Below are 15,369 nucleotides of genomic sequence, written 5' to 3'. Positions count from 1 at the left end.
GTTCTGGCGATGCGCGGCGCGCGCGTGGTGGGCGTGGCCCGCCGCGCCGATGCGTTGGCGGGCTGGCAAGCGGAGGTCGGCGAAAGCGGCGCGGTGATCGCGCATGATCTGGCGGATCGCGATAGCCTTGCGGATCTCGCCCGGCGCGCGGCAGAGCCCTTTGGTGCGCCCGACATCGTGGTGCATGCCGCAGGGATCAACACGCGGCAGGCGGCGGATGAGGTGACGTCCGAAGGCTGGGATGTAACCCTCTCGCTCAACCTCACCGCGCCGTTTTTCCTGAGCCAGCATCTTGTGCCCGCGATGCGGAACAAGGGCTGGGGACGGATCGTCAATTTCGCCTCGTTGCAATCCTTTCGCGCCTTTCCCGGTGGCATTGCTTACGGCGCGAGCAAGGGCGGCGTGGCGCAAATGACCCGCGCCATGGCCGAGGCATGGTCGCGCCACGGCATCAACGTCAATGCGCTGGCCCCCGGCTTCGTGCGCACGGAACTGACAGCCCCGGTGTTCGACGATCCCGAACGCGCGGCGCGCAACGCGGCGCAGACCTGCATCGGGCGCAATGGCGAACCCGAGGATATGGACGGCCCGCTGCTATTTTTCTGCTCCGAGGCGTCGAATTACGTCACCGGGCAAATCATGATGCTGGACGGAGGATTTACCGCGAGATGAAGGCGCTTGTGTATACCGGACCCGAGGGGCTCGACTACCGTGACATGGCGGACCCCGTCCCGCGCAATGGCGAGGCGCTGATCCGCGTCCAGAGCGTCGGCATCTGTGGCTCGGACATGCACGCCTATCTGGGCCATGATGAACGCCGCCCCGCCCCACTGGTTCTGGGGCATGAGGCGGCGGGCGTGGTGCTCAGTGGCGCGATGCAGGGCCAGCGTGTGACGGTCAATCCGCTGGTCACATGCGGCACCTGTCCCGCTTGTCGGTCGGGGCGCGACAACCTGTGCAGCACCCGTCAGATCATTTCCATGCCCCCGCGCGAAGGCGCCTTTGCCGGGCTTCTGTCCATGCCAGAGGGCAATCTCGTGCCTCTGCCCGATCATGTCACCACGCATCAGGCGTCCTTGGCCGAACCCATCGCCTGCGGTTGGCACGCGGTGCGGCTGGGCCGGGCGGCGCTGGGCGATGCCCCGCACCGGGCGCTTGTGCTGGGCGGTGGCGCGATTGGTCTGGGCGCGGCCCTCAGCCTTGCCGCTCAGGGCATTCCTGATGTGACGATGGTCGAACCGCACGCCGCACGCCGCGCCTTCCTCGAACTGCGTTGCGATCAGGTGGTGATGGCCCCTGACGCGCTCGACCCCGCTGAGCAATTCGACCTCGTGGTCGATGGCGTGGGGTTTGAGGCCACGCGCGCGCAGGCCTCTGCCCATGCCCGCCCCGGTGGCGTGATCGTGCATATCGGCCTTGGCCAACCCACCGGCGGCCTCGATATCCGGCGTATGACGCTGCAAGAAATCACCTTTATCGGCACGTATACCTATACAGCGCAGGATTTCCGCGACTGCGCGCAGGCGATGTTCGACGGGCGCCTTGGCGCACTCGACTGGATTGAGGAACGGGCGCTGAGTGACGGTGCGCGCGCCTTTGCCGATATTCGCGCCGGTCGCGTGACCAGCCCCAAGATCGTTCTTGTGCCCTAAAAAGGAGCTTGTGAGATGTATCGCAAAATCATTGTCGGCCTGTCGCTGGAACACGGGATCAGCGAGAGCGCCTTGGAAATCGCCCGCGCCCTGCGCGCCAAAGGCGGCGAGATCATCGCGCTGCATGCCTATGAGCCGGTCCAAGGCTCTGTGCGCGCCTATCTTGATGAAGAGGTGATCGAGGGCGCCTATAACCGCGCACAGGCGCTCTTGGCCGAGCGGGTGGCCGATGCACCCGATGTGACGCCGGTCATGCTGAGCGGCCACTCCGGGCGCGCGATCACCGATTACGCGGAAAAGAACGGCGCGGATTGCATCATCGTCGGCTCGCACAAACCGGGGCTCAGCGATTTCCTCTTGGGGTCCACAGCGGCGCGGGTGGTCCGGCACGCGCCCTGCGCCGTGCATGTGCTGCGCTAGGGCACGCGCATGGGGGCCGATGCCATCCATTCCGCCGAGGATGCCCGCCGTCTGGCGCGGCGGCGTCTGCCGTGGATGGTGTTTGACTATATCGACGGCGCGGCGGGTGAGGGGCATGGCGAGGCGCTGAACCGCGCCGCCCTGCGCGATCTGCGGCTAAAACCCCGCGTCCTGTGCGACGTGACCAAACGCGACCTTTCGCTCGATGTGTTCGGGCATCCTGCGCGTGTGCCCTTTGGCATCACGCCGATGGGCATGTGCAATCTCAGCACGCCGGGCGCGGATCTTATGCTGGCGCGGTTGGCGGCGCGGGATCGCGTGCCTTTGGGCGTCTCGACCGTCGCCTCGACTCCGCTCGAACAGATGATCGAGGTGGCCGAGGGCCACGCATGGTTTCAGCTCTATTTCAGCGGCGATGGCAGCGGCACCATGGCGTTGGTCGAGCGCGCCCGCGCAGCAGGCTATCAGACCCTTGTTGTCACGCTCGATGTGCCCGAAGTGGGCCGCCGCCCGCGCGAATTGCGGCACGGCTTCAAGATGCCGTTCAAAATCGGTCCCCGGCAATTCGTCGATTTCGCGCTGCATCCGCGCTGGTCGCTGGGCACGCTGTTGCATGGAAAACCTGAAATGGCGAATTTCCGGCAGGGAGGATTTGACCGCACAGCCAGCCGGGCGGCGGCGGATTGGTCTTATCTCGACCGGCTGCGCGCGGCTTGGCCCGGCACGCTGGTGATCAAGGGCGTGCTGGATGTCGAGGACGCCGTGCGTCTGCGCGACGCGGGCGTAGATGCCATTCAGGTTTCTAGCCATGGCGGGCGACAGCTCGATGGCGCGCCGCTGCCCATCCTGATGCTGGCCGAGATACGCGCAGCCCTTGGCCCCGATTATCCGCTCTTTTTTGATTCCGGCCTGCGGTCAGGCGAGGATATCGTCAAGGCGCATGCCATGGGCGCGAATTTCGCCTTTCTCGGGCGGCCTCTGCTCTATGCGATGGCGGCGGGGGGCGAGCGCGGCCTGCACCGGCTCTGGGACGTTATGACCGAGGAACTCAGCCTGACACTGGCGCAACTCGGTCGCACGGATATGTCGGAACTGTCCGACAGCCTGCGGCGCGCGGCCTGAGCCACGCGCCAGCTTGGTCAAAAGGCGTATTGCCAGCCCAGTGTCGTGGTCCAATCGGTCTCAAGCTGAAGGCCGTTCAAATCCTGATAGACCGGCGCGCCGATCTCGAGCGCAACACGATGCCCGCGCAACGCGCCCTTCTGTGCCACAAGGTTGACCCCGGCAAACAGCGTCACCGTCTCGCCACCATAGTTGTCCGGGTTGAGGGTGGGCGAGGGACCGACCATGCGGGAATCGCGCCCGCTGATGTCGCCGACGCTCTTGGCCTCGATCCGGCCTGACAGACTGATCCAGGGCTTGGGCTGATAGCTGCCCCATGAGGTCAGCGCCACCTCATTGCCCAGGTGATAGCCGTTGTTCTTGCCGGTGCGCACCACCCCGGTCAGCTGCGCGCCCCAGCCGGTGTTGCCCGACCGCGCGCTATAGGTGATCCCCGGCAAGAGATCGACGGTGCCAGAGCCAAGTTGCATCCCGTAAGGCATGCGCATGTTCATGAGCGCCCCGGTCGGCGTAAGGGCCGTTGCACGCTCTGTCGTGGACCCGGTGGGCAGGCTCACGCCGAAATTCAGGTGCAGCTTGTGAGCGCCCCAAGTCCCAAGCCCGTAGAGCGCAGAGATCTTGAGATCGCCCCAGCCCTCGGATTGGGTGTTGAACGTGCCCAGCCGCACGGTCCCCGCAGGCCCGGCAAAGGTGATGTGATCCATGTTCTTGATTACATAGGGCAGCATTGCCATCAGGGTGATCCGGTCATTCGGCGCATACATCGCGCCGAACATATGCATATCCATGGTCATGCTGGTGGGCACGATGCGGATATTGGGCGGTTGGCCCGGCAGGCCAAAGAACGCGTTGGGCGTTACGGCCACCTGTTCGGGGCTGAGCCCGTTGGTGCCGCTGCGATAACCCTCCATGTCCATATGCATAAAGCGATAGGACAGCATCACCTCGCCGGTCTTGTGGCGGTGCTCGCCCATAACGCCGATAGGCGCATGGCCATCGGCGCGCAGCGGCGGCAGATCGGTCACGCTGACGCGCAACCCGTCCTTGGGCACGGCATTGTCATGCGCCGATCCTGGCGTGGTCGAAAGGCATAACGAAAGCACGGCGCAAAATGCACCGGCACGCAGGAAAACCTGTGTCATGTTCTTGGTCTCTTTTATTGGTTTCGACAGTCGGACACGGGGCGAAAATCGGGCCCTCTGGCGTCACGATATCAATCAGTTGAAAATTTGGTCACACAGTAGCCAAGTGAGGCTGGCATGGGCCACGCGGGGCCTGATCCTTCGGGCTGTCCCGCCATCTGGCCCGCTGGAGACGGCCCGAATGGCGGTAAGCATGGCGAAACGATCATGCGAGGAGAGTATCCCTGTCACCGAAGATCCCGCTGGAGTGGCCCCTTGCCGATCAACGGCGAGGCGCACGGGTAGGCCCGGTGGCACGCATGCCAGCTATCCCAGGGCCACCGGGGGCGGCGCGCGCGGACTGTACCCGGTGGGCAGGTCACCCACCGCTGCGCGCATATCGCCATAAACGCGGACGACACGCGAAAAACTCAGATCCCGCGCCACGGGCGCAATCGCCAGATCCGTCAGCGCAACCTGCGACTTGAAGAACGGACAGGGCGTGTTCAGATGCGGGCCGTCATGCGCGGCCTCAGCGGCGGGCGTGGTCAGCGCAGCGGGATGGTCTTCGACCAGACACAACTCACCGCCAAGCGCGGCAGCCTCGAGCTTGATCTGCTCTTGCACATGGAGATGAGAGCGAGAGGCAACCGCCAATTCGTGCTGGCAATCGACGGCCGCTGCGGTGGCAACCCGGACGCTTACCAACAGAATAAGAAGCGCGGGCCCAAGGCCAACTCCCCTCAATCCGCGCCATAAGCGTCTGAATGTCATCGCCACCAATACCCGGCTCGCCATCGGCGCGCGCCACTGTTTGAAAACCGTTTGATTCCCCCGCGACTCAACAATTTTCGAGCAACGGATATATTCCAAAAATACGATACTGCTCGCCTTGCCGATCCGTCAAGCTGGTGCTTGAGGAACGCAGATGATTCGCCATAGGCTTTCGTGATTGTGGCAAGGTTCCCTACCGCTGCGAGAACAATCCCGCGCAATCGGCACAACTCGACGCATCCCGCGAACAATTCCCCCCAAAACTTGACGCAAAGAGCGTAGCGACCGCATATTCCGCCCATAACATAAACAGATAATGTCCATCTGTCGTTGTCGGTGGGGGCCGACGCGGTTGTGACATCCTTGATGTTCGAGGTGACACAGCGATGACGATTCCCCGCCTGACGGCCAACGCCGCCTATTCCACACCTGTGCGCCGCCTGTCGGCGACACCAGAGCCTGAGCGCCTGCCGCTGCGGCGCTACACAAACCTGTGGCTTACGACCGATGGCCGGATTGCGGAACGCGAACATATGGCCCCGGCGCTGCCGCTGTTTGATGCGGCGCATTCTGCCTTTGCGCGCGGCACGCTGATCACCACGACACGCGGCCCGGTCGCAATCGAGGATCTGTTGCCCGGCGATCTCGTGGACACGGCGGCGCATGGGCCGCTGCCCGTGATCTGGATTGGTCAGATCACGCTGCGGCCCCAAGACATCGCAGAGCGCTCTGTCAAACTGACCCGGATCATGGCGGATGCCTTTGGCATCGCGCGCCCGATGGCGGATTTTCTGGCTGGTCCCGGTGCGCGCATTCTGACACGACCGCGCAATCTGCGCGCCAGCATCGGCTCTGATCATGTCCTCAGCCCGGCGCATGCGATGGCCGATGGGATGCATGCGTTTCGTGTGACGCCGCCGTGCGCGGTGACACTCTACCACATCTGCCTCCGGCGGCATGCGCTCATCACCGCGAACGGTCTGGAGGTCGAGAGCTTTCACCCCGGTGCCGGTTTCGAACGCGAAGTGGGGCCGAGCATGCTCAACCTCTTTCTCTCGTTCTTCCCGCATATCCACGAACCGCATCAGTTCGGCCCGCTGGCGCATCTGCGTCTGCCGCTGGATGCGCCCGATACGCTGAACGTCGCCTGATCTCAGGCCGACTGGCTCAGCCGCGCCTCAAGGATTTCAAACGGCACGCCGGGCTCATCTTTGGCACCGCGAATGACGAGCGAGGTCTTGACGCTGGCAACGTTATCCGCCGCCGTCAATTCCTCGGTCAAAAAGCGTTGAAAGGTGCTGAGGTCAGGGGCCACGCATTTCAGAATGAAATCCACCTCCCCATTCAGCATGTGACACTCGCGCACCAGTGGCCAGGCCCGGCACCGCGCCTCAAAGGCGCTCAGATCGGCCTCGGCCTGACTTTGCAGGCCCACCATGGCAAACACCTGCACCTCGAACCCCAATTCGCGCGGGTCCACATCGGCATGATAGCCACGAATAAACCCCTGTTCCTCGAGCGTGCGCACCCGGCGCAGACAGGGCGGCGCCGAGATACCAACCCGCTTGGCCAGTTCCACATTGGTCATCCGGCCATCGGCCTGCAACTCCGCCAGAATCTTGCGATCAATTGGATCAAGACGGGACGTGGCCATGGTTCACTCCTTGTTGGATTTCGCGATTGTTATAGCATTGCGGTCCGCATGCGCAATTATGTTTCGCAGCTGCGCAAGATCATTTCTCGAATGCACCCTATCACGCCTGTGCATATCCGCCCTGCAAGGGGTTACATGCCCCGCAGCAGAGGGCTATATCATGCGCCAAATCCGCAGATCACATCAGAGAGAACTCCATGTCCGACACCCGTCACACCAAATGCCTGATCATTGGCTCCGGCCCCGCTGGCTATACTGCGGGCGTCTATGCCAGCCGCGCCATGCTCTCGCCCATTTTGGTGCAGGGGATCGAGCCGGGCGGTCAGTTGACCACGACGACCGAGGTCGAAAACTGGCCCGGCGATACCGAGGTGCAAGGCCCTGACCTGATGGTCCGGATGGAGGCGCATGCCAAGGCCATGGGCTGTGAAATCATCGGTGACATTATTTCCTCACTCGATCTTGATGTCCGGCCTTTCGTGGCAAAGGGCGACAGCGGCACCACCTATACCGCCGATGCCGTGATCCTTGCCACCGGCGCGCGCGCCAAATGGCTGGGTCTGCCATCGGAAGAGGCGTTCAAGGGATTTGGCGTCTCGGCCTGCGCCACCTGCGACGGGTTTTTCTATCGCGGACAGGAAATCGTCGTCATTGGCGGTGGCAATACGGCAGTGGAAGAGGCGCTGTTCCTCACCAATTTCGCCTCCAAGGTCACGCTCATTCATCGCCGCGACGAACTGCGCGCCGAAAAGATCCTGCAAGACCGGCTGATGAAGAACCCCAAGATCGAAACCCTGTGGTTTCACACGCTGGATGAGGTCATCGGCACAGACAATCCCAAGGGCGTCGAGGGCGTGCGCGTCCGCCATGTCGACACCGGCGCGATCACGGAAATCCCCTGCAAGGGCGTGTTCATCGCCATCGGCCATGCGCCCGCAAGCGAGTTGGTCAAGGACAGGCTCGAATTGCACAACGGCGGCTATGTCAAGGTCACGCCGGGCAGCACCCGCACCTCTGTCCCAGGCGTTTTTGCCGCCGGTGATCTGACCGATCACGTCTACCGTCAGGCGGTCACATCAGCGGGCATGGGCTGCATGGCCGCGCTTGATGCCGAACGCTGGCTGGCAGAACACGAGGGCTGAGTTTAGGTTTTGCTGCGCGGCATCGTGGCCATAGCGCCGCCGCGCAGCCCTCACACACGGCCCTTCCACGGCACCAGCCATGTCTCGGCCTTGCGCATCAGGATGTCGATGCCATAGCCGATGATCCCGATCAGGATGATCCCCATCAGCACGATATCCGTGAGCTGAAAGCGGCTCGCGACCATGATCATCATGCCCGCGCCCTTTTCCGCAGCCACCAGTTCGGCGGCCACCACCGTGCCCCAACAGACCCCCATCGCGACACGCGCGCCGGTGAAAATCTCCGGCAGGGAATTGGGCACGATCACATGCCGCATCAATTGCCATTTTGACGCGCCCAGCGAATAGGCCGCATGCACCTTGGAAATCGCCACGCCGGATACGCCTGCACGCGCCGAAATGGTCATGATCCAGAGCGCCGCGAGGAACAGCAGGATGATCTTGCCGCTCTCGCCAATGCCTGCCCAGATGATCACCAGCGGGATCAGGGCCAGCGGCGGCACCGGTCGCATAAACTCGACGATCGGATCGAACCAGCCGCGAAACCAGTCACTCAGCCCCATGGCATAGCCCAGCGGTATCCCCACCAGCGCGCCCAGCGCAAAGCCCACGATCACCCGGAACAGCGACCAATAGAGATGCTCCCAGAGGGTGAAATTCTGATAGCCTTGTTTCGACACCTCGATCAGGCGCGACACCACCGCTTCTGGCGGCGGCAACCAGATCGGTTCCATCTGCATGCCCTTGGCAGGCGCAAAATTCAGCGACCCCTTGGCGGTCACGGCGACGGTGCCAGCGGCCACATCAACGGTCTGGCCATCGCTCACGGGCTTACCATCAATCGCGACCACCTTGGCGCCCTGATCGCGCGTCACCTCGTCATTCTTGTCCATCAACAAGAGCTGCGACCGCCACGCACCCACCGTCAACACATCGTTCTTGGCAATGCCGTCGCCGGGGTCGACCACTGGCGTTTCCACTGTCTCGCCGATCTTAAAGACCCGCACAGTCACCGTCGCATCGTCGCGCGTGCCGTCCGGCCCCTCCAGCGTATAGGTGAACTCGGTATCGCCCACAAACGGCCCCGGCGCATGCAGAGGCACCCATTTGCTACCGGTAAACGCCCCCCAGAGCAGGAATATCGTCACCACCGAAATCACAGAGGCCCAGCGATCCGGGCGCACCGCGCTCTCATCGCCGAATGTCACCGTCTTGAGCGAGGTGTAATCGTTCATTTGCCGGAACTTGCGCACGCCAAAGCGCACGGCAAAGAACGCGCCGGTGAAAATCGCCACATAGAGAAGGAGAATGATCATACGCCCGCCTCCTCGGTCCGACCCATGATCTCTTCTTCCATGTCCCAGATCATCGTCAGGATTTCCTCTCGCTTGGCGCTAAACTCCGGGTCTTTCTTGACCTCACGCAAATCCTTGCCTGCCCCGGTATCAGCAAAGGGCAGGCGGTACTCCTTGTGAACGCGCCCCGGCCGCGGTGCCATCACCAACAACCGCTCGCCCAAGAGCAGCGCCTCTTCCACCGAATGGGTGATCAGGATGATGGTCTTGCCGGTCTCTTTCCAGAGCTTCAGAACCAAGCCTTGCATCTTTTCGCGCGTCAGCGCATCCAGCGCACCCAGCGGCTCGTCCATCAGAATGACATCGGGATCATTCGCCAGACAGCGCGCCAGTGCGACGCGCTGCTGCATCCCACCCGAAAGCTCATACACGGCCTTTTCCTTGAAATCGCGCAGGCCCACGACATCGAGCAGATGATCCACCGTGCCGCGCCATTCCTTTTCGCGCTTGCCCGCCATACGCGGACCAAAGCTCACATTGTCACGCACGCTCATCCACTCGAACAGCGCACCTTGCTGAAACACCATGCCGCGCTCGGCATCCGGGCCGGTGACGCGGTGGCCGTTCAACGTGATCTGCCCCTCCGTCGGTGCCAGAAACCCGGCGAGGATGTTGAGAAGCGTTGTCTTGCCACAGCCCGACGGCCCCAGCACGCTCATCAGCTCGCCTGTCTTGATCTCAAGCGAGACATTCTGCAACGCCTGCACATGGCCACCATTCGGCAAATCGAACCGCATCGAGATGTTATCGATGGAAAGTGTCGACATCCCCACCCCCTGTTGTTGTTTGGGTTTGTTGGGCAGAGGCCCGCCCGATACTTGCGGGGCGGGCCTCATTCAGTCCGTGGACGGGATTACATGCCGTTAGCGGCAGCCAACGGGCCGGTGTTGACGTTGCTTTCATAGGTGGCCAGCGCCGAATCGATGCTGCCTGCCTCGACGAACACCTCAGCCACGCCCTTCATGAACTCCTGCGCGCCGCCGCCCAGCCATTTGGCAGTCAACTGTTCTTCGGCAGAGGGGAACACAAAGGTGTCAATCGTCGCCGCGGTGGCGTCGACATCCATACCGCTGTCCTTGGCAATGATGGGCAGCATTTCATCGCGATTGGCCGGGTCGGCCCACATCGCGTTGGCATCTGCTGTCACCTTCAGGAACTTGGCCACCAGATCGGGATTTTCCGCGACAAAGGCCGCCGGGCCGGATGTCACGTCAAACACCAGAATGCCCAGCTCTTCCTTTTCTGCTCCGGTCAGCAGCACGTTGCCATGCTCCTTGGCCCGGCGCAGCGACCCACCCCAGCCACAGAACATGTCAACCGCGCCCTGCGCGATTGCGGCAGCCCCCTCGGGCGGTGCCATGTTGACCACCTCCATACTGGAAATATCCACGCCGAAATGGGTCATCTGCTTGAGGAACCCGTAATGCGCGGCTGTCCCCAGCGGCACGGCGACCTTCTTGCCGGCCAGCTCGCCCGCATTGGTCTTGTCGATTTCCAGCGCCGAGGCGACGACGCAGTTGTCATTGTCGGCATAGCTCACAGCCACGTCGAGGGTCTGCAAATCCTGTCCGGCACTGGTGGCCACCACAAAGGGCGGAACACCTTGGCTCACCGAAAGATGCACATCTCCGCTCGCCATTGCGGCACTCATCGCGGTGCCGGTGTCAAAGGCGCGCCAGTTGACCTTGACACCCATTTCCTTGTCATAGGTGCCCATTTCCTTGGCATATTGGAACGGCATCGGCCATTCGAGGAAATAGGCGACGGTGATTTCCTGCGCCTGCGCCGCTCCGGCCCCCGCCAGAAAGGCCGCTCCAGCCACCGCCGACATCAGTTTGCTTTTCAGTGTCATCTTGTTTTCTCCCGTTGGTTACAGTCGTTTTTCTGTTTCACACCGCACGTTTCGGCGGGTTTCTCCTGCGTTCGGGCCTTGTGGGTCACACGCACCCCGGAACAGGCAACAGCCCAGAGTGAACCCGATCCACAGGCACCGATCAACGCAATTATAGCAGACCTAAGATCATTTCAGTATTTCCGAAAAGAGGTTTTCGGATAGCCTGAAACAGATGCCCCTCAGACCCCCTTGGATGAAAAACCCAAATCTGCCAGAGAGTTACAGCTTGACTCACGCGGCGGCGGGGTGTTCTGGACCTATTTAATGGTGTCTTCTGGCCCTAACGAAACGCTCAGATTCTCGGCTGATATGGGATCAGGACAACCCGTGATATACATAGACGGCCCGCGCCCCGCGCCGGGCCTCAACCTGATGGAGCATCGCCATGGACGGCAAACTTCGCGACAACGACATTTCCCACGTGGTCGAGGCCGACCGCGCGCATGTCTGGCATCACCTGATTCAGCACTCGCCATGGGGCGGCACTGACCCCAAGGCCGATCCGCGTATCATCGTCGAGGGGCGCGGCATGCGCGTCTGGGACCAAAAGGGCAAAGAGCATCTCGACGGCGTGTCGGGCGGCGTCTGGACCGTCAACGTCGGCTACGGGCGCGAGCGCATCGCCAACGCGGTGCGTGACCAGTTGATCAAACTGCCCTATTTCGCTGGTTCTGCCGGGTCGATTCCGGGCGCGCTGTTTTCCGAGAAGCTGATCTCGAAAATGCCGGGGATGAGCCGGGTTTACTATACAAACTCGGGCTCCGAGGCGAATGAAAAGGCCTTCAAGATGGTCCGCCAGATCGCCCACAAGCGGTATGGGGGCAAGAAGCACAAGATCCTCTACCGCGACCGCGACTATCACGGCACCACCATCGCCTGTCTCTCGGCGGGCGGTCAGGACGAGCGCAACGCGCAATATGGCCCCTACACCCCCGGTTTCGTGCGGGTGCCGCATTGCCTTGAATATCGCGCGCAATGGGATCTGGAGGGCGAGGACTACGGCATCGCCGCCGCCAACGCGATCGAAGAGGTGATCTTGGCCGAAGGCCCCGACACCATTGGCGCGCTCTGCCTGGAGCCTGTGACCGCCGGTGGCGGCGTCATCGTTCCGCCCGTCGGCTACTGGCCCCGCGTGCAGGAGATTTGCCGCAAATACGACATCCTCCTGCATATCGACGAGGTTGTCTGCGGCATCGGGCGTACCGGCACATGGTTCGGCTATCAGCATTACGGGGTCGAGCCCGATTTCGTGACCATGGCCAAGGGTGTCGCCTCCGGCTATGCCGCCATCGCCTGCTGTGTGACCAACGAACGCGTGTTCGACATGTTCAAGGACGACACCACCGATCCGATGAACTATTTCCGCGACATCTCGACCTTTGGCGGCTGCACCGCCGGTCCAGCGGCAGCGCTGGAAAACATGGCGATCATCGAGGAAGAGGATCTCTTGGGCAACACCGTCGCCATGGGCGACTACATGCTCGACCAATTGCGCGCGCTCAAGGACAAGCACGCGGTCATCGGCGATGTGCGCGGCAAGGGGCTGTTTCTCGGGGCCGAACTGGTCAGCGACCGCGCCAGCAAAGAGCCTGCCCCGGAAAAGCAGGTTCAGGCCGTCGTCGCCGATTGCATGGCGCAGGGCGTCATCATCGGTGCCACCAACCGCTCGATCCCCGGTTTCAACAACACGCTGTGCTATTCGCCCGCGCTGATTGCCACCAAGGATGACATCAACCACCTGATTTCCGCCACCGATGCGGCCCTGACCCGCGTCTTTGGCTGATCCCACAGGGATTTCCCCACCTGACCCGGCATGCACCCGCGTGCCGGGTTTTTTGTTGCGCCACCTCCCTGTGCGCTGCATCTTGCTGCTCAGGCGCGACTCACCCCGAGGCGCCGGTTGACCCAAAAAGGAACCCCATATGAAACGTAGCTTCACCGCCCTCCTGATCCTCGCCGCCAGCCCCGCCGCGGCGCATCTGCCCGAGGGCGAATACGGCTCTTTCCTCGCCGGGGTCACGCATCCGCTCTTCGGCCTCGATCACGTGCTGGCCATGATCGCCGTTGGCCTCTGGGCGGCGCAAATCGGGGGCCGCGCCCTCTGGACCGTGCCAAGCGCCTTTGTCCTTGCCATGATCACAGGGTTTCTCGCGGCTCTGGTCGGCCTGCCCCTGCCGATGGTCGAACCGATGATTCTAACCTCGATCATGGCGCTTGGCCTTGTCGTGGCGCTCGCCCTGCGCCCCGCGCCGGGGCTGGCCATGGCACTCGTGGCCCTTTTCGCGCTCTTTCACGGCCACGCCCATGGCGGTGAACTGGGACAGGCGCAGGCGCTGAAATTCGGCGCGGGCTTTGCCATCGCCACGGCGCTCCTGCATGCTGCGGGATTGCTCATCGCCTTTGCCGCGGCGCGCGAAACGCGCAATGCCAGCGTTCTGCCGCTGCGCCTGATGGGCGGCGCCACAGCGCTCGCCGGGGCCTATATCGCCTTCGGCTGACCGGGACGCACCTGTCTCAGGACACTTCGACCTCAAGATGCAGCTTCATCTCGATCAGCACCTGCTGCAACTGCGTCGTCTCGCGCAAGAGCCGCTTGGCCTCATTGACCGTGATCCTGCCATCCGCGATGCTCTGCTGATACTCGGCCATCAGCAGAGCAAACCGCTGTGACAGCGCGATCACGTCGCTGTTCACATTGGCCCGCTCCTGCGCGTTGCGCCGCTCTGCGATCAGGCTCAGACTGACACCGCCCAATTCCGCCAGCGCGCTCGTCACATGCGGATAGCTGGCAGCAGCCTCAAGCGCCGCCACGGAATCGACGGGCATAAACCGGTCGGCATGTTCCTCATGGTCGGAGTAATAGCGCCCCAGCGTGGCCTTGGATTTGCCCGTCAACTGACAGGCCGCTTCGATGCCCACATCCTTGACCAGCGCTTCGGTGTGCTTTTTCAGGTAACTTCCCGTCGTCGACATACGCTTTCCCCAACTCAGCCCCTGTCCCGGGGGCTACCCTTGCTTGATTTTCCCTTACTGACTTTGCGGTACGATGTCATTTCCAATTTGATCCAAGGGTTTGCGCGGCGCCTCAGCGGCGCTCGACCAGAACCGATCCCACCGAATAGCCCGCCCCAAAGGAACAGATCAGCCCCCGCTCTCCCGATTGCAGATCCTCGGAATACTTGGAAAAGGCAATGATCGACCCGGCAGAGGATGTATTGGCGTAATCCTGTAGGATATTGGGCTGTTCCTCCGGCTCAGGCACCCGTCCCAGTACCTTGCGCCCGATAAAATCATTCATCGCCTTGTTCGCCTGATGCAGCCACAGCCGCCGCAGATCATCCGGCGCGACACCTTCCTCTGCGAGATGCCCCAGAATATGCGCCGAGACCATCGGCAACACCTCCTTGAACACCTTGCGCCCCTCCTGCACGAACTGCATATCCCGCCGATCCACCAGACCATCGGGACGCGTGCGGCGCAGAAACCCGTTGTTATTGCGGATATTGTTGGAAAACTGCGTCGCACAGCGGGTCGAGCGGATCACGAAATGCGGCCCCTTGGCCTCGTCCGCCGCCTCGATCAGCACGGCGGTGCAGACATCGCCAAAGATGAAATGACAGTCGCGGTCGCGCCATTCCAGATGCCCCGAACAAATCTCGGGGCTGACCACCAGCGCCCGCTTGGCCGATCCGCCCCGGATCATGTCGGCGGCGGCCTGAATCCCGAATGTAGCCGAGGAACAGGCGACATTCATGTCAAAGGCAAAGCCACCCGCTCCCAAAAGCTGTTGAATCTCGATCGCAATCGCCGGATAGGGCCGCTCGTGGTTCGAGGCAGCGCAGATGATCAGATCGACCTCCGACGCCGCGCGCCCTGCTTGTGCGAGGGCCTGCGCACAGGCCTCCATCGCCATTTCCGCCATGATCCCCGGCTCGTCATCCCGGCGTTGCCGCAACAGCGGATGCATCACCTCGGGGTTCAGCACGCCCGCCTTGTCCATCACATGCCGCTGCTCGATCCCCGACGCGCTGAGAATGAATTCCGGCGAGGACATGCCCTTGGCCTCGATCTCACCCGCCGCAATCTCTGAAGCATGGCGCGTGTTGAAGGCCTCGGCATAGGCGTTAAAGGTGGCGACCAGTTCCTCGTTGGTGATCACCTCGGACGGTGTGAACACCCCCGTTCCCGTGATTGCGGGCAAACCCATTCTTGTTCTCCTCAAAGATTTGATCAGA

General features: G+C 62.5%; 16 protein-coding genes. 8 read left to right on the top strand and 8 right to left on the bottom strand.

Annotation, left to right across the window (positions count from 1 at the left end):
* From VR71_RS22600 to VR71_RS22585, 4 genes are all read left to right on the top strand, one after another.
* Positions 1-672, top strand: a 672-nt coding sequence (locus VR71_RS22600; RefSeq protein ID WP_045686602.1) for an SDR family oxidoreductase, incomplete at its 5' end; no start/stop codon positions are given.
* Positions 669-1,652 carry an alcohol dehydrogenase catalytic domain-containing protein gene (locus VR71_RS22595; protein ID WP_045686586.1) on the top strand — a complete coding sequence of 328 codons (984 nt, stop codon included), beginning with the start codon at positions 669-671 and terminating at the stop codon, positions 1,650-1,652. The genes VR71_RS22600 and VR71_RS22595, both read left to right, overlap by 4 nt.
* Positions 1,653-1,667: 15 nt before the next feature.
* Entirely contained in the window at positions 1,668-2,072 is a 405-nt protein-coding gene (locus tag VR71_RS22590) for a universal stress protein (protein WP_045686585.1), read from the top strand.
* A 9-nt stretch (positions 2,073-2,081) separates the two neighbouring features.
* Positions 2,082-3,194 carry an alpha-hydroxy acid oxidase gene (locus VR71_RS22585; protein WP_045686584.1) on the top strand — a complete coding sequence of 371 codons (1,113 nt, stop codon included), beginning with the start codon at positions 2,082-2,084 and terminating at the stop codon, positions 3,192-3,194.
* Positions 3,195-3,211: 17 nt separating this feature from the next.
* Here the strand turns inward: VR71_RS22585 and VR71_RS22580 are convergent, their stop codons facing one another.
* Complete coding sequence (locus VR71_RS22580; RefSeq protein WP_045686583.1) at positions 3,212-4,336, bottom strand: alpha-amylase; 1,125 nt, start codon at positions 4,334-4,336, stop codon at positions 3,212-3,214.
* Positions 4,337-4,642: 306 nt separating this feature from the next.
* Positions 4,643-5,089 (bottom strand): hypothetical protein, encoded by a 447-nt coding sequence (locus VR71_RS22575; protein WP_296430769.1) that lies wholly within the window; start codon positions 5,087-5,089, stop codon positions 4,643-4,645.
* Positions 5,090-5,475: 386 nt separating this feature from the next.
* On the opposite strand from VR71_RS22575, the gene VR71_RS22570 reads away from it, so the two are divergent.
* Entirely contained in the window at positions 5,476-6,240 is a 765-nt protein-coding gene (locus VR71_RS22570) for a Hint domain-containing protein (protein ID WP_009817091.1), read from the top strand.
* Between the two features lie 2 nt (positions 6,241-6,242).
* Here VR71_RS22570 and VR71_RS22565 read toward each other — a convergent pair whose 3' ends face one another.
* Positions 6,243-6,743 carry an Lrp/AsnC family transcriptional regulator gene (locus VR71_RS22565; protein ID WP_009817092.1) on the bottom strand — a complete coding sequence of 167 codons (501 nt, stop codon included), beginning with the start codon at positions 6,741-6,743 and terminating at the stop codon, positions 6,243-6,245.
* A gap of 197 nt (positions 6,744-6,940) precedes the next feature.
* Here VR71_RS22565 and trxB point away from each other — a divergent pair, with 197 nt between their 5' ends.
* Positions 6,941-7,885 (top strand): thioredoxin-disulfide reductase, encoded by a 945-nt coding sequence (trxB, locus tag VR71_RS22560; protein ID WP_045686581.1) that lies wholly within the window; start codon positions 6,941-6,943, stop codon positions 7,883-7,885.
* Positions 7,886-7,935: 50 nt separating this feature from the next.
* Here trxB and VR71_RS22555 read toward each other — a convergent pair whose 3' ends face one another.
* The 3 genes from VR71_RS22555 to VR71_RS22545 form a co-directional block, all read right to left on the bottom strand.
* Complete coding sequence (locus tag VR71_RS22555; protein WP_045686580.1) at positions 7,936-9,201, bottom strand: ABC transporter permease; 1,266 nt, start codon at positions 9,199-9,201, stop codon at positions 7,936-7,938.
* On the bottom strand, positions 9,198-10,007 hold the full coding sequence (locus tag VR71_RS22550; RefSeq protein ID WP_045686579.1) for a taurine ABC transporter ATP-binding protein: 810 nt from the start codon (positions 10,005-10,007) through the stop codon (positions 9,198-9,200). The genes VR71_RS22555 and VR71_RS22550 overlap by 4 nt, the downstream gene beginning before the upstream one ends.
* Before the next feature lie 86 nt (positions 10,008-10,093).
* The gene (locus VR71_RS22545) at positions 10,094-11,092 is read right to left on the bottom strand and encodes an ABC transporter substrate-binding protein (protein WP_009817096.1); all 999 of its coding nucleotides are present in this window, start codon (positions 11,090-11,092) and stop codon (positions 10,094-10,096) included.
* Between the two features lie 427 nt (positions 11,093-11,519).
* On the opposite strand from VR71_RS22545, the gene VR71_RS22540 reads away from it, so the two are divergent.
* Together VR71_RS22540 and VR71_RS22535 are read left to right on the top strand one after the other, a co-directional pair.
* Positions 11,520-12,917, top strand: coding sequence for an aminotransferase class III-fold pyridoxal phosphate-dependent enzyme (locus VR71_RS22540; RefSeq protein WP_045686578.1), 1,398 nt, complete (start codon positions 11,520-11,522; stop codon positions 12,915-12,917).
* A 139-nt stretch (positions 12,918-13,056) separates the two neighbouring features.
* Positions 13,057-13,632 carry a HupE/UreJ family protein gene (locus VR71_RS22535; protein WP_045686577.1) on the top strand — a complete coding sequence of 192 codons (576 nt, stop codon included), beginning with the start codon at positions 13,057-13,059 and terminating at the stop codon, positions 13,630-13,632.
* 16 nt (positions 13,633-13,648) lie between these two features.
* On the opposite strand, the gene VR71_RS22530 is transcribed toward VR71_RS22535, so the two are convergent.
* A complete protein-coding gene (locus VR71_RS22530; RefSeq protein WP_045686576.1) occupies positions 13,649-14,107 on the bottom strand; it encodes a phage regulatory CII family protein in 459 nt (152 codons plus the stop codon).
* A 112-nt stretch (positions 14,108-14,219) separates the two neighbouring features.
* The gene (locus VR71_RS22525) at positions 14,220-15,341 is read right to left on the bottom strand and encodes a beta-ketoacyl-ACP synthase III (RefSeq protein ID WP_045686575.1); all 1,122 of its coding nucleotides are present in this window, start codon (positions 15,339-15,341) and stop codon (positions 14,220-14,222) included.
* Positions 15,342-15,369: the final 28 nt, after the last annotated feature.

Source organism: Roseovarius sp. BRH_c41, assembly GCF_000961715.1.
In the GTDB taxonomy this organism is placed as follows: domain Bacteria; phylum Pseudomonadota; class Alphaproteobacteria; order Rhodobacterales; family Rhodobacteraceae; genus Roseovarius.
This window is presented reverse-complemented; position numbering and strand designations above follow the sequence as displayed.

Bases quoted from the DNA above. Each gene is read 5' to 3' on its own strand.
- VR71_RS22595 (WP_045686586.1), top strand. From the start codon at position 669: ATGAAGGCGCTTGTGTATACCGGACCCGAGGGGCTCGACTACCGTGAC.
- VR71_RS22590 (WP_045686585.1), top strand. From the start codon at position 1,668: ATGTATCGCAAAATCATTGTCGGCCTGTCGCTGGAACACGGGATCAGC.
- VR71_RS22585 (WP_045686584.1), top strand. From the start codon at position 2,082: ATGGGGGCCGATGCCATCCATTCCGCCGAGGATGCCCGCCGTCTGGCG.
- VR71_RS22580 (WP_045686583.1), bottom strand. From the start codon at position 4,336: ATGACACAGGTTTTCCTGCGTGCCGGTGCATTTTGCGCCGTGCTTTCG.
- VR71_RS22575 (WP_296430769.1), bottom strand. From the start codon at position 5,089: ATGACATTCAGACGCTTATGGCGCGGATTGAGGGGAGTTGGCCTTGGG.
- VR71_RS22570 (WP_009817091.1), top strand. From the start codon at position 5,476: ATGACGATTCCCCGCCTGACGGCCAACGCCGCCTATTCCACACCTGTG.
- VR71_RS22565 (WP_009817092.1), bottom strand. From the start codon at position 6,743: ATGGCCACGTCCCGTCTTGATCCAATTGATCGCAAGATTCTGGCGGAG.
- trxB (WP_045686581.1), top strand. From the start codon at position 6,941: ATGTCCGACACCCGTCACACCAAATGCCTGATCATTGGCTCCGGCCCC.
- VR71_RS22555 (WP_045686580.1), bottom strand. From the start codon at position 9,201: ATGATCATTCTCCTTCTCTATGTGGCGATTTTCACCGGCGCGTTCTTT.
- VR71_RS22550 (WP_045686579.1), bottom strand. From the start codon at position 10,007: ATGTCGACACTTTCCATCGATAACATCTCGATGCGGTTCGATTTGCCG.
- VR71_RS22545 (WP_009817096.1), bottom strand. From the start codon at position 11,092: ATGACACTGAAAAGCAAACTGATGTCGGCGGTGGCTGGAGCGGCCTTT.
- VR71_RS22540 (WP_045686578.1), top strand. From the start codon at position 11,520: ATGGACGGCAAACTTCGCGACAACGACATTTCCCACGTGGTCGAGGCC.
- VR71_RS22535 (WP_045686577.1), top strand. From the start codon at position 13,057: ATGAAACGTAGCTTCACCGCCCTCCTGATCCTCGCCGCCAGCCCCGCC.
- VR71_RS22530 (WP_045686576.1), bottom strand. From the start codon at position 14,107: ATGTCGACGACGGGAAGTTACCTGAAAAAGCACACCGAAGCGCTGGTC.
- VR71_RS22525 (WP_045686575.1), bottom strand. From the start codon at position 15,341: ATGGGTTTGCCCGCAATCACGGGAACGGGGGTGTTCACACCGTCCGAG.